12 protein-coding genes are annotated in these 12,214 nt (G+C 65.0%); 2 read left to right on the plus strand and 10 right to left on the minus strand.

The window, feature by feature from the left end; translation table 11 throughout:
• Positions 1 to 90 precede the first annotated feature (90 nt).
• The 4 genes from ACYUME_RS04675 to ACYUME_RS04690 all read right to left on the minus strand — a co-directional run bounded on the left by ACYUME_RS04675 (position 91) and on the right by ACYUME_RS04690 (position 4,970).
• Positions 91 to 1,782, minus strand: coding sequence for an alpha-keto acid decarboxylase family protein (locus ACYUME_RS04675; RefSeq protein WP_460418191.1), 1,692 nt, complete (start codon positions 1,780 to 1,782; stop codon positions 91 to 93).
• 45 nt (positions 1,783 to 1,827) lie between these two features.
• Entirely contained in the window at positions 1,828 to 3,159 is a 1,332-nt protein-coding gene (gene paaK, locus ACYUME_RS04680) for a phenylacetate--CoA ligase PaaK (RefSeq protein ID WP_460419286.1), read from the minus strand.
• Between the two features lie 156 nt (positions 3,160 to 3,315).
• The gene (locus tag ACYUME_RS04685) at positions 3,316 to 4,485 is read right to left on the minus strand and encodes an acyl-CoA dehydrogenase family protein (protein ID WP_460418192.1); all 1,170 of its coding nucleotides are present in this window, start codon (positions 4,483 to 4,485) and stop codon (positions 3,316 to 3,318) included.
• Between the two features lie 71 nt (positions 4,486 to 4,556).
• Positions 4,557 to 4,970, minus strand: a complete 414-nt coding sequence (locus ACYUME_RS04690; RefSeq protein ID WP_253094574.1) for an acyl-CoA thioesterase — start codon at positions 4,968 to 4,970, stop codon at positions 4,557 to 4,559.
• 504 nt (positions 4,971 to 5,474) lie between these two features.
• Between ACYUME_RS04690 and ACYUME_RS04695 the strand changes: the two genes are divergently transcribed.
• Together ACYUME_RS04695 and ACYUME_RS04700 are read left to right on the plus strand one after the other, a co-directional pair.
• Positions 5,475 to 6,215, plus strand: coding sequence for an SDR family NAD(P)-dependent oxidoreductase (locus ACYUME_RS04695; RefSeq protein ID WP_460418193.1), 741 nt, complete (start codon positions 5,475 to 5,477; stop codon positions 6,213 to 6,215).
• Positions 6,216 to 6,259: 44 nt separating this feature from the next.
• Entirely contained in the window at positions 6,260 to 7,174 is a 915-nt protein-coding gene (locus ACYUME_RS04700; protein ID WP_460418194.1) for an HpcH/HpaI aldolase/citrate lyase family protein, read from the plus strand.
• On the opposite strand, the gene ACYUME_RS04705 is transcribed toward ACYUME_RS04700, so the two are convergent.
• From ACYUME_RS04705 to ACYUME_RS04730, 6 genes are all read right to left on the minus strand, one after another.
• A complete protein-coding gene (locus ACYUME_RS04705; protein WP_460418195.1) occupies positions 7,154 to 7,831 on the minus strand; it encodes a TetR/AcrR family transcriptional regulator in 678 nt (225 codons plus the stop codon). The genes ACYUME_RS04700 and ACYUME_RS04705 overlap by 21 nt on opposite strands.
• Before the next feature lie 296 nt (positions 7,832 to 8,127).
• The gene (locus ACYUME_RS04710; RefSeq protein ID WP_460418196.1) at positions 8,128 to 8,940 is read right to left on the minus strand and encodes an SDR family oxidoreductase; all 813 of its coding nucleotides are present in this window, start codon (positions 8,938 to 8,940) and stop codon (positions 8,128 to 8,130) included.
• An 81-nt stretch (positions 8,941 to 9,021) separates the two neighbouring features.
• Entirely contained in the window at positions 9,022 to 9,486 is a 465-nt protein-coding gene (locus ACYUME_RS04715; protein ID WP_279911520.1) for a multidrug transporter, read from the minus strand.
• A 68-nt stretch (positions 9,487 to 9,554) separates the two neighbouring features.
• A complete protein-coding gene (locus tag ACYUME_RS04720) occupies positions 9,555 to 9,803 on the minus strand; it encodes a MarR family winged helix-turn-helix transcriptional regulator (RefSeq protein WP_460418197.1) in 249 nt (82 codons plus the stop codon).
• A gap of 270 nt (positions 9,804 to 10,073) precedes the next feature.
• Positions 10,074 to 11,528, minus strand: a complete 1,455-nt coding sequence (locus ACYUME_RS04725) for a mannose-1-phosphate guanylyltransferase/mannose-6-phosphate isomerase (protein WP_460418198.1) — start codon at positions 11,526 to 11,528, stop codon at positions 10,074 to 10,076.
• A gap of 35 nt (positions 11,529 to 11,563) precedes the next feature.
• On the minus strand, positions 11,564 to 12,211 hold the full coding sequence (locus ACYUME_RS04730) for an alginate O-acetyltransferase AlgF (RefSeq protein ID WP_460418199.1): 648 nt from the start codon (positions 12,209 to 12,211) through the stop codon (positions 11,564 to 11,566).
• Positions 12,212 to 12,214 lie beyond the last annotated feature (3 nt).

Here is a 12,214-nt window from a genome sequence, read left to right on the forward strand (position 1 = left end):
TCAAGCCTTGTGCAATTCCTGTGGGGGCGGTGGTGCGCCGATGCGACTTGCCCGCGAAGCGGCGCTCGATCTTGCAGGCGCCGCCGTCTGTCAATGCGCCAGGGTCGGCTGGCTCATCGTCGGCAGCCCGTAGTCGAACTCGGCGAACAGCCGGGCGAAGCGCTTGAGCGACTCCGGCGCGTCCATGCGCTCCATCACCACCTCGATGAACACCAGCGAGTCGCAGGCCTCGGCTTCGATCAGCGTCACTTCCAGCTGGTCTTCGGTGTGCACGGTGAAATGCCTGGCGCGGTCACGGGTGTCGAGCACCTTGGGCAGTTGCGCGTAACGCCAGGGGTTGATGTCGTTGTAGCTGGAATGCTCGCCGAGGATCAGGCGTTCGATGGTGTAGCCGTCGTTGTTGATCAGGAAGATGATCGGCTTCAGGTCGTGGGCGAGGATGGTCGACAGTTCCTGCACGGTCATCTGCAACGAGCCGTCACCGATGAACAGCATCTGCCGCCGTTGCGGCTGGGCCAGCAGGCTGCCGAGCAGCGCCGGCAAGGTGTAGCCGATCGAGCCCCAGATCGGCTGGGTGAGGTAGGTCACGCCTCGCGGCATGCGCAGGCCATTGAGGCCGGCCGACGAGGTGCCGCTCTCGGCGATGATCAGTTCGTCGCCGCGGATCAGGTTGGCGATGCGCTGCCAGAAGCGCAGCTGGCTCAACGGGCGTTCGGGCTGGGCCTGGTACGCCGCGGGGCCGCTGAAGGGCGGCACCTGGCGCGGCGCGGCCTGCATGACCGGTGGCTGCTGCACCAGGGTTTCCAGCACCTGGCGCATGCTCACGGCGTTGTAGTGGACCTTGGCCATCGACGCGGCATAGGGCTGCAGCTGGATCAGCGCGCCGTCCTGGAACTTCTGCGAGAACAGTGCGGTACTGACGTCGGCGAAGCGCGCGCCGATGCTCAGCACGCAGTCGGCCTGCTCGATCGCCTCGCGCACCGCCGGGGCGCTGCCGGCGCCGGCATAGGTGCCGAGCCACAGGTGGTGGGACTCCGGCAGCATGGCCTTGGCCGGTGGCAGGTTGGCGAAGGGCAGTTCGAGGCGTTCGATCAGTTCCAGTACCTGCTCGGTCAGGCCGAAGCGTTCGACATCGATATCCACCAGCACCACCGGCCGGCTCGCCTTGGCCAGGCGATCGCGCAGCTGGGCGACGACATGCTGCAACTGGCCCGGCTCGCTGCGGGCCTCGCTCAGCTGCAGCGGGGTGTCGGGCACTTCGATGTGCAGGTAGGCCAGGTCCGAGGGCAGCTGCAGATACACCGGGCGGCGTTCGCGATAGCAGGTCTGCAGCACCCGGTCGATCTCCTGGGCGGCGTTCTCGACGGTGATGCGTGCCTGGGCCACGGTGAACTGACGCACGGCGACCATGATGTTGTCGTAGTTGCCGTCGGCCAGGGTGTGGTGCATCAGGGCGCGGTCGATGATCGCGTGCAGCGGTGGCATGCCGGAGATCATGACCACCGGGACCCGTTCGGCATAGGCCCCGGCGATGCCGTTCAAGGCACTCAGGTCACCGACGCCGTAGGTGGTCAGCACCGCGCCGAAGCCCTGGGCGCGGGCATAGCCGTCGGCGGCGTAGGCGGCGTTGAGCTCGTTGCAGTTGCCGATGAAGCGCAGGTCCGGCATGACCTCGACCTGTTCGAGCAAGGTCAGGTTGTAGTCGCCGGGCACGCCGAACAGGTGGCGGATACCGAATTCCTGCAGGCGACGCAGGAGAAAGTCGCCGATGGTCATATCCATGTTGGGGTCAACCTCGTGAGTCCGTTGCGGAGGGTTACCAGGCCGTCAGCGCGTGCCGCGCAGGTCGATGACCTTGCCGGCCTTGCCTTCGGAGCGTTTCAGGGAGTGGCATGGGTTGAGCACGATGCGGGTGCTGATGCCGACGTGTACCTTGATCCGGTGGCTGAGCTGCTGGCACGCCGCGAGTTGCTCTTCGTTGCTCAGCCGGCTGTGCTCTGGGCGCAGCTCGACCTGGACGGTGAGCGCGTCGAGATTGCCTTCGCGGCTCACGTGCAGCTCGTGTACCGGACTGAAGATGAACAGGTTCAGCAGCTGTTCCTCGATCTGGCTGGGGAATACGTTGACCCCACGGATGATCAGCATGTCGTCGCTGCGCCCGGTGATCTTGTCCAGCCGGCGCATGGCGCGGCCGGTGCCGGGCAGCAGGCGGGTGAGGTCGCGGGTGCGGTAGCGCACCATCGGCAAGGCTTCCTTGCTCAGGGTGGTGAGCACCAGTTCGCCGAACTGGCCGTCGGGCAGCACCTCGCCGGTCACCGGGTCGATGATCTCGGGGTAGAAGTGGTCTTCCCAGAGGGTCGGGCCGTCCTTGGTGTCCAGGTGTTCCATGGCCACGCCCGGGCCCATGATTTCCGACAGGCCGTAGATGTCCAGGGCCTGGATGCCCAGGCGTTGTTCCAGTTCGCCGCGCATCTGCTGGCCCCACGGCTCGGCGCCGAAGATTCCGACCCGCAGTGACAGGGCGCGTGGGTCAAGGCCCTGGCGCTCGATCTCTTCGGCGATGTTGAGCATGTACGACGGCGTGACCATGATGATGTCGGGCTGGAAGTCGCGGATCAGCTGGACCTGCTTCTCGGTCTGGCCGCCGGACATCGGGATCACCGTGCAGCCGAGTTTCTCGGCGCCGTAGTGCGCGCCCAGGCCGCCGGTGAACAGGCCATAGCCGTAGGCAATATGGATACGGTCGCCACGCTGGCCACCCGCGGCGCGGATCGAGCGGGCCACCAGCGACGACCAGACATCGATGTCGTGACGGGTGTAGCCGACCACGGTGGGCTTGCCGGTGGTGCCGCTGGAGGCGTGCAGGCGCACCACCTGGTCCATGGGCACGGCGAACAGGCCGAACGGGTAGTGCTCGCGCAGTTCGGCCTTGCTGGTCAGGGGGAAGCGGGCCAGGTCGTCGAGGTTGCTCAGGTCTTGTGGGCGGACCCCCAGGGCCTGGAACTGCTCGCGGTACCAGGGCACGTTGGTGTAGGCGTGCTCCAGGGTGACGCGCAGACGTTGCAGCTGGTGGGCGCGCAGTTCGTCGACGCTGGCGTGTTCGAAGCGGTCGTCGACCGGTTCGGCGAAGGCGGTGGAGGACGTGCTGTGCAAGGGCATCGATGAAGTGGGCATCGGGTCTGCTCTCTTTGTGTTGGGCGCAATGGAAGGCAGGCAAAGCCCCAGTGCCGGGCCACGCCGGGCCCACCCCGGAAGGGGCGGGCCTGGCGTGCCGGCAGGGCATGAAAGGGCTTGCGGGCTGCGGTCTCGACCGTTTCAGACGGCCTGTGTCAGGCGCAGCAGCTGGTTGAAGATGTTCTTCTGGTGCATCTCTTCGGTGCCGCCGACGCTGGCGAAACCGAGGGCGTCCTTGACCAGGTTGGCGATGCCGCCTTCGTGGTAGCCCTGGCTGCCGTACAGCTTGAGCAGGCTGATGGCGCTGTTGATGAAGTCCTGCGCGGCGCCGAGCTTGGCGATCGAGCAGCTCATCAGGGCCTGCGGGTGGTCGTCGAGCAGCTGGTCCAGCGCGGCATAGGCCATCCAGCGGTTGCGTTCGATGCCCATGGCCAGGTCGACCAGGCGCTTCTGCACGTACTGGTGGCTGTCGATGGCGCTGTTGAAGCTCTCTCGCTTGGCCGCGTACTGCATGGCCTCGGCAAGGAACGGCGTCGGCAGGTTGGCCGCCACCAGGCCGTAGTACAGGCGGCCCAGGGAAATGATCTTGATCAGCTGCTGCAGGCCACGGCCTGGCTGGCCAAGTACCTGGGAGGCCGGAATGTGCAGGTTGTCGAAGTGCAGCGGGCCGGTGGGCAGGCGCTTGTTGCCGAGCTTGTCGTCGGGTTGGCCACGGGTCAGGCCCGGGGTGTCCTTGTCGATCATCACCAGGGCGATGTTGGCCTTGGCGTCGGTGTCCAGCTTGGTCACGATCAGCATGAAGTCGGCCACGGGGGCGTGGGCGATGTTGAACTTGCTGCCGTTGAGGCGGTAGCCGTCGCCGGTCGGGGTCAGCAGGCTATGGATGCTGCGCACGTCGGTGCCGGTGCCGGGTTCGGCGATGCCGGTGGCGCTCAGCGCGCCGTTGAGGATCGCGGTGAGGTAGCGATCCTTCTGCTCTTCGCTGCCGTACAGCATCAGCGCGCGGACCATGCCGGCCTGGGCGATCACCGAGAGCAGCAGCTCCGGTGTGCGGATCGAAGAGGCCAGGCCTTCGAGCGCGGCGGTGAAGCCCCACCAGTCCTCGCCCAGGCCACCGTGGCTGGCGGGGATGACCAATTGCCAGAGGCCGGCATCGCACAGGTGTTTCCAGCCGTGATGGTCGAAACCGGGTTCGGCGCTGCGGCGGGCCTCGGCCAGCTCGGCGTTGCGGCGGGCCTCGGCCAGCTCGGCGCCGATGGCCCGGTATTTCACCAGCAGTTCATGTTGCTGGGGCGTCCAGGAGAATTTCATCGCGAGAGTTCCTTTGAGTCTGCTCGCCGGCCGCCAGGCGCCCGGCGAAACCATCATCCCTGAGCTCGGGCTCAGCCTTCCTGGAATGCCAGGACCTGGTCCTTGAACGCTTGCGGCACGGGCACGGTGGCTTGTTTGTCGTAGTCGAACATCACGTGGTACGACTTGGCCTTGGCGACGATTTCCTTGCTGTCGTCCGAACGACGCATGATGTGCTCGATCTCGAAGCTCTTGGTCCCGAACTTGACCACCGAGCTGGTGACCACCAGGGTTTCGCCATACATGGCCTGGGCGACGTAGTCGCACTCGCTGCGAACCATGATGTGCGGGAGCTTTTCACGCTTGGGCAGCTTCAGCAGGTCGTGCATGTAGCAGAGGTAGGCGTGCTGCATGTAGTCGTAATAGATCGGGCTGCTGACATGGCCCATGGAGTCGGTGTCGCGGTATTTGATTTCAATGACGGTGTCGAAACCCTTGGTGCTCATCGTGAACGTCCTTTTATATGAGGGGCGAAAAGTTGTTGTAATGTGTTTGAAACTTTGGTTGCCTCATTTCAGTGCGCTCGAAGTGCGTCTGAAATATAAAGTTTCAAAGTGGTTTTAATCGTAAGCAGGTTATTCGATGCTGGCTACTCGCATTCTTATAACTGACTGCGGTGCTCGGTTATGAAAAGCTGTGAGCCACGAAATACGCGGTCTTGCTTGTTTTTTTAAAGACCGTTGACGGCGCGCCGTCGCGCTGGGGCGATCGCTTTCACGGAAATTAAAGTTGAATTGGGAAAAGCTCGCGTTTCGAGCGTGACGACGAATATCGCCACTGTTTATTTAGCCGGAATTTAAAATGCGAGTTCATTGTCCGGTTGCCGGTATGGTACGCCTGCCATGGCGCCGAAATGAATGCGAGTAGTTGAGTCCCATACATTCTTTTAGCATGTCCAAGAGCGTGCCCAGCTGGTACCGGGCACTGTTGTCGCAAGGAGTGCTTTCGATATGTTGGAACTGACCAAGGTGGCGGTGGTGACCGGGGCCGCCAGTGGTATTGGCGCGGCGACGGCCCGCCTGCTGGCCGCCGAGGGCTACCGGGTGGCCTGCCTGGACCTGGATGCCCGGGGACTGGCCGCGACGCTCGATGCCATCGGCGCGCGGCATCGGCATTACTGCCTGGACCTGTGTGACGAGCAGGCGGTGGCGCGGGTGTTCGCTGAGATCGAACGCGAGTTCGGTCGGGTCGATGCGCTGGCCACCTGCGCCGGGGTAGTCGACACCAGCGCGTTCGACGCCTTGAGCGTGGCGCGCCTGCGCCAGCTGCTGGAGATCAACCTGATCGGCACCTTCAGTGTGGTCCAGCAGGCCGTGCGCCTGATGCCCGAGGGCGGGCGCATCTGCACCGTGGCCAGTGTCGCCGGCATCCGCGGCGGTGGCCTGGCCGGCACGCTGGGCTATGCCACCAGCAAGGGCGCGGTGATCACCCTGAGCAAGGGCCTGGCCCGTGAGCTGGGCCCGCGCGGCATCAATGTCAACTGCGTTGCCCCGGCGGTGATCCGCACGCCGATGCTCGACGACACCACCCGTGCCGCCGGCAAGCTCGAACAACTGCATGGCATGACCGCCCTGCGCCGCGAGGGCAGTGCCGAGGAGGCCGCCGAGGTGATCGGCTGGCTGCTCTCGGGCAAGTCGTCCTTCGTTAGTGGCACCACCATCGCCGTCGACGGCGGCTTGGCAATGCTCTAGCGCCGACGCGCCTTTCCCATCTTTCATTACTACAGGACGTCTACATGGCTGTTTCCAAGGACAATCCCCTGGCGCTTTGCCGCACCTTCCTATTCATTCCCGGCGCCGACGAGGCCGCGCTGCTCGATGCCCTGAACGGCGACGGCGACGTGCTGGTCCAGGAGCTGGAAGACTTCACCCCGCCCGAGCGGCGTGCCGAAGCGCGCCAGCTGGCCGTGCGGGTCATGCAGCACTGGCGCGAATGCGGGCGCATCAGCTCGGTGCGCATCAACCCGTTCGAAACCTGCGGCCTGGAGGACCTCGAGGCGGTTATGGCGGCACGGCCGCAAGTGGTGATGATGTCCAAGGTCGAGTCGCGCGAGCAGATGGCCTTGTTGGACTGGCACATCACCCGTCTGGAAGAGCAGTACGCCATCACGCCGGGTTCGACCCTGATCGTGCCGAACATCGAAACCGCGCTGGGCGTGGTCCGGGCCATCGATATCGCCCATTCCACCCCACGCATCAAGGCGATGCTGGTGGCCACCGAGGACATGGTCGCCGACCTGGGCGCCGGTCGCAGCCGTGCCGGTACCGAGCTGTTCTACCCGCGTTCGCGCTTCTTGCTCGAGTGCGCGGCGGCGGGCGTGCTGGCGATCGATTCGCCGTATACCTTCGCCGACGACGAAGGCGCCGAGGCGGACATGCAGTTTGCCCGTTCCATCGGCTACCAGGCCAAGGGCGTGGTCAACCCCGCGCATGTCGCCGTGGCCAATCGCTACCTGACCCCTACCGCGGCCGAGGCCGAACTGGCGCAACGGCAGATCGATGCCTTCGAGCACGCCACCCGCGCGGGCAGCGTGCGTGCCGAAGTCGATGGGCTGGTGGTGGAGGTGCCTAGCTACCTGCAGTCGCGCCGGTTGCTCGAGCGCTACCGGCAACTGCCGCAGGTCCAGGCGTCACGCGGCGCCCAGGCGTGAGTGGGTGACGATGTTGCCCGGCAGATAACCGGTCTGGGTGAAGCTGCTGTGCGGGCTGGCGCACAGCAGCCCGGTCACCGAGCAGCAGATCGCCTCTTCGATACCGGCCTGGCTGATCTGCGGGGCTTCCAGGGTATAGGCCTTGACCATCGACATGATCATCTGCGCGGTCAGCCATGCGGCCGACTGCAGGTTGCCTAGGGCCAGCCGATGGCGCCAGCGTTGCAGCAGGCACTCCATCGAGTGGGTGATCCGTGCCTGGTGTTCGCTGGCGCCGTTGCTGAGGAAGGCGAAGTCCTTGTCCAGCATCCGGTGCAGCTCGGGCTCTTGCAGGTGCAGTTGCAGGAGTCCGCGTACCAGCAAGGTGATGTGGCTCGGCAGGTCGGCCACCTCCTGGCGCTCGGCGACGTCGAGGATGATCTGGTTCACCGCCTGGGCGTGGCGTTCGTAGAGGGCAGCGATCAGTGCGTCCTTGTTGGGGAAGTACTGGTAGACCGAACCGACACTGACACCGGCGCGTTCGGCGACAAGGTTGGTGTTGGTTCCCGCATAGCCGTGCTTGACCACCATCGTGGCGGTGGTCTTCAGGATGGTCTCGACCATCATCCTGGAGCGGGCTTGCGTGGGGACTTTGCGAGGAAGTTGAGCGTGTTTCACGAATGACTCCAGAGTTTACCTGTATGCATTTGTGAGAAAGACTGCCAGCCAGACCATGGGGCTCCGATCCTGGAGGTTTCTCCCTGATTGCCTTTGATCCGGCAGTGCTTCTCCCCCGCAAAATGGGCCCTGCAGGGCCATTTTCAGCGGGAGATGACACTAATGTCTGGGATGGCCGTTCAAATGCTATGGGGATTCTTGGCTCTGGCGCGGCATTGGAAAATGCTCTGGTGTGCACTTTATAGTTAGCGATAGGGTCAGCTATCGTTCGCTCAGGTCCCGTAAAACCGGGAAGATCAAAGCGTTACGTCGAGGCCGAAACGCTTCATCAAGACTTTTTTCAGCATGCCGCCGGGCAGCCAGTTGGCCAGCCAGGGCAGCGCGCGGCTGCCATTGCCCACGCGCAGCAGGTCCGGCACGCGATTGCGTTGCAGTGCCATGACCACCTGGCGGGCGAAATCCGCGGCCGGCGTCGGCCGGTCCTGGGAGGCGCGGGCCCGCGCGCGGATGCCCTCGCGCAGTGGCCACCAGGGCGAGTCCTGGGCGATCAGCAGCTCGGCTTCACGCCCGGCGTTGCTGGCGAACTGCGAGGCGATCGCCCCCGGCTGCACTTCCATGACCCTTACCCCGAATGGCGCAAGTTCCAGGCGCAGCGCGTCGCTCAAGGCATGCACCGCGGCCTTGGAGGCGCAGTAGGCGCCAGCGAAGGGCGTGACCAGCACACCCGAGACGCTGCCGATATTTACCACCACCCCGCGGTTGTGACGCAGTAAGGGGAACAATGCACGGGTGACAGCGACCAGGGCGAAGACGTTGGTCTCGAACTGCCGGCGCAAGGCGTCGGCGCCGCCGTCGAGCAACGGGCCCATGGCTCCGTAGCCGGCGTTGTTGACCAGGATATCCAGGTGGTCGAGTTCAGCGACCAGGCGGGCGACGTCCGCTGCGTCGTTGACATCCAATCGCCGAGCCTGGAAGCCGGCGGCGGCGAGCCGCTCGACATCCTCCGGCTTGCGGGCGGTGGCCCAGACTTGATGGCCGGCGTCACGGAAGGCGTCGGCGAGGGCGCGGCCGATGCCGCTGGAACAGCCAGTGATCAGTACGGTGGGCATGGGAGGGCCTGTGTGCGGTGGGGGGCTATGGTCTCATCGCGGGGCTGCGTGGGAGCGGGCTTGCCCCGCGATTGGGAGGGTTCAATTGGCGAATGTACCTTGCAGGTGCTCGGCACGAAACTCCAGCGTCTGCGGTCTGTAGCCCGAGCGCAGCGGCGGCAGCGGCAGGCAATCGCTCCACTCGACGCCCGGCTGCAGTTCGCCCGGTCCGCGGTAGCGGGGGGCGGCGTAGGTGTTCTCGGCCAGGTTGACGGTGTCGCCCGGCGCATAGGCGCCGACGCGCCAGCGCAGTTCGGTGAGCGGGGCCTTGTTGCCATTCTTCATGCGTACTTGCAGCGCACGGTCGGCGGGGCAGTGCTCGGGCGCGTAGCTGAGGCGGATGTCCAGGCGGGCCAGTTGCGAGGCTTCACGGGTGTCCTGCCAGACCACCCAGAGGGCCACCAGGCCCAGGCCGCACAGGGCGGCCATGGAAATCGGCAGGGCCTTGGCCGGGTAGCGCAGCAGCAGGACCAGCCAGGTGAGGACGAGCAGGGCGCCGATCAGCATCATGGGCAGGGCCAGTCAGTAGAAGGAGATTTCATCCTAGTGCAAAGCGTTGCCGTCTGGAACAGGCCTCAACCCTCTTCGCCGATCAGCACGCGGATCTGGTCGACCACCTTCATCAAGGCGACCTTGTCCTCCTTGGGGATGGCCTTGGACAGCTGCTTGTCCGCCACGACCATGGCCGTGTGCATCTGGCTGCGCAGTTGCTCGCCTTCGGCGGTCAGGTAGACCAGGGTCTGGCGGCGATTCTGCGGCGCCACTTCGCGGCGCACCAGGCCGCTGGCCTCCATGCGCTTGAGCAGGCCGGACACCGCCGACATCTCGATTTCGAGCTGATGCCGGCGCAGCTGTTCTCGATCCTGGTGATCATGGCGCTGTTCTCCACCCTGATCACTGCGCCATTGCTCAACCTGTTGCAACGACGCGAGGCGCGAGTGGCGCAGCGCACGGTGCCGATGGCGACGCGGTGCCTGGCACCGGCTGCGCCGGTGTTCGCGGCTAAAGCCGCTCCCACAGGGAGCGCACTGACCTCAAGCCATGCGCTGTTGCTGTGGGAGCGGGTTTATCGGGGCGCCGAACCGCCGCGAAGCTCACTGGGCGATGGTCTTCACCGAGATGCCACGCTCCACTGGCGTGGAAGTACGTCCATAGACATCCTCGAAGCGCTCGATGTCATCCTCGCCCAGGTAACTCCCGGACTGCACTTCGATGATCTCCAGCGGGATCTTGCCGGGGTTGCGCAGGCGATGCACCGAGGCGATGGGGATGTAGGTGGACTGGTTCTCGGTGAGCAGGAACACGTTCTCGTCGCAGGTCACCTCGGCGGTGCCGCTGACCACGATCCAGTGCTCGGCGCGGTGGTGGTGCATCTGCAGCGACAGCGCCGCGCCCGGCTTGACGGTGATGTGCTTGACCTGGAAGCGCCCGCCCATGTCCACCGAGTCGTACGAGCCCCACGGGCGGTACACCTCCAGGTGGTTCTGGGTTTCCGTGCGACCCTGCTGGTCGAGGGTGTTGACCAGCTGCTTGACCCCCTGAACCTTGTCCTTGTGGGCAATCATCATGGCGTCCTTGGTCTCGACCACCACGATGTTCTCCAGGCCGATCACCGACACCAGCTTGCCGTTGCCGTGGATCATGCAGTTGCGGCTGTCCTGCACCACCACGTCGCCCTTGGTGACGTTGCCGTCGGCGTCCTTGTCGTGCACCTCCCACAGCGACGACCAGCAACCCACGTCGCTCCAGCCGGCCGTCAGCGGCACCACGCAGGCACGCTGGGTCTTCTCCATCACCGCATAGTCGATGGAGTTGTCCGGGCAACAGGCGAAGGTGGCCTCGTCGATGCTCAACACATCGGCGTCTTCCTGGCTGCGTTCCAGGGCCAGCAGGCAGGTGTCGTAGATGTCCGGGTCGTGCTTTTTCAGCTCTTCGAGGAAGCGGCTGGCGCGGAACAGGAACATGCCGCTGTTCCAGAAGTAGCCGCCGGCGCGGACGAACTCGGTGGCGCGTTTTTCATCCGGCTTCTCGACGAACTGCGCGACCCGCGCCACGCCTTCGGGCAGCAGCGCGTCCTGGCTGGAACGGATATAGCCGTAGCCGGTCTCGGGCTTGGTCGCCGGCACGCCGAACAGCACCATCTCGCCGCGCTCGGCGGCCACGGTGGCCAGGGCCAGGGCGCGCTGCAGGGCCTTCTGGTCCTCGATCACATGGTCGGCCGGCAGCACCAGCATCAGCTCGTCACGACCTTCATTGACCAGCTTCATCGCGGTCATGGCCACCGCTGGCGCGGTGTTGCGGCCGAACGGCTCCATGAGGATGGCCTGGGTTTCCAGCTTCAGCGCGTTCAGCTGCTCCTGGACGATGAACTTGTGGTCCTTGTTGCAGACCACGATGGGGCTGTCCATGCCTTCGAACACCAGGCGCTCGATGGTCTGCTGGAACAGCGTGTGCTCGCCGGTCAGGGCCAGGAACTGCTTGGGGAACTGCTTGCGCGACAAAGGCCACAGACGCGAACCGCTACCACCAGAAAGAATTACCGGGATCATGATGTTTCTCCAATAGTCGTTTAGAGGCAGGGGAATCAGTTGCTAGCCACGGGGCGAGTTACCCACACCGGCGACAGGCTGTTGCCGGAACCGGTGACATACAGCACGGCGGCTTCGCCGCGCTCCAGGGCGACGGGCTTGACGTCGCCGACTTTCTTGTCGCCTGCGTACAGGGCAAGGTTGACCTTGACCGGATTGATTTCACGTTCGCCGCGGCCCTTGGCGGCCACCGGGCTTACCACTTCGGTCTTGCCGTCGGCGGTCTTCAGGGTCAGCGACTGGTCGCTGAGGTTCTGCACCCGCACCAGAGCCTTCTGCTTGTTCTTGAACGGCGGCTCTTCGATCAGCTGCGGGTTGCCGCTGCTGCTGTTGACCAGGGTGTAGTACTTGTCGGAGGCCAGTTTCACCGGGACGCTCTTGCCGCCCACCTGGGCGGTGTAGTCACCGCCTGGCAGGAAGCTGAAGTCGCTGCTGGCCTGGGCGCCGACCTGCTTGATCTGGGTGTTGCCGACCGAGGCGGCAGTGGGGGCGCTGGACGCGTTGTACAGGCGCACGAAGGTCGAGCCCTTCGGCGCGCTCGGGCCATACAGCGCGGCATCGGCGCCGGCGAAGGCGTGCATCGAGGCCATGCTGAGGCCGGCGGCGAGGGTGAGGGCTTTGGCAATGGAAGTCTTGGTGGTCATGTG

This window comes from Pseudomonas sp. microsymbiont 2, assembly GCF_054788395.1.

Coding starts and splice junctions, on each gene's coding strand:
- ACYUME_RS04690 (WP_253094574.1), bottom strand. CDS start 4,970: ATGAGCACCAAGGGTTTCGACACCGTCATTGAAATCAAATACCGCGAC.
- ACYUME_RS04725 (WP_460418198.1), bottom strand. CDS start 11,528: ATGATCCCGGTAATTCTTTCTGGTGGTAGCGGTTCGCGTCTGTGGCCT.
- ACYUME_RS04700 (WP_460418194.1), top strand. CDS start 6,260: ATGGCTGTTTCCAAGGACAATCCCCTGGCGCTTTGCCGCACCTTCCTA.
- ACYUME_RS04685 (WP_460418192.1), bottom strand. CDS start 4,485: ATGAAATTCTCCTGGACGCCCCAGCAACATGAACTGCTGGTGAAATAC.
- ACYUME_RS04710 (WP_460418196.1), bottom strand. CDS start 8,940: ATGCCCACCGTACTGATCACTGGCTGTTCCAGCGGCATCGGCCGCGCC.
- ACYUME_RS04730 (WP_460418199.1), bottom strand. CDS start 12,211: ATGACCACCAAGACTTCCATTGCCAAAGCCCTCACCCTCGCCGCCGGC.
- ACYUME_RS04695 (WP_460418193.1), top strand. CDS start 5,475: ATGTTGGAACTGACCAAGGTGGCGGTGGTGACCGGGGCCGCCAGTGGT.
- ACYUME_RS04720 (WP_460418197.1), bottom strand. CDS start 9,803: ATGTCGGCGGTGTCCGGCCTGCTCAAGCGCATGGAGGCCAGCGGCCTG.
- paaK (WP_460419286.1), bottom strand. CDS start 3,159: ATGCCCTTGCACAGCACGTCCTCCACCGCCTTCGCCGAACCGGTCGAC.
- ACYUME_RS04715 (WP_279911520.1), bottom strand. CDS start 9,486: ATGCTGATCGGCGCCCTGCTCGTCCTCACCTGGCTGGTCCTGCTGCTG.
- ACYUME_RS04675 (WP_460418191.1), bottom strand. CDS start 1,782: ATGGATATGACCATCGGCGACTTTCTCCTGCGTCGCCTGCAGGAATTC.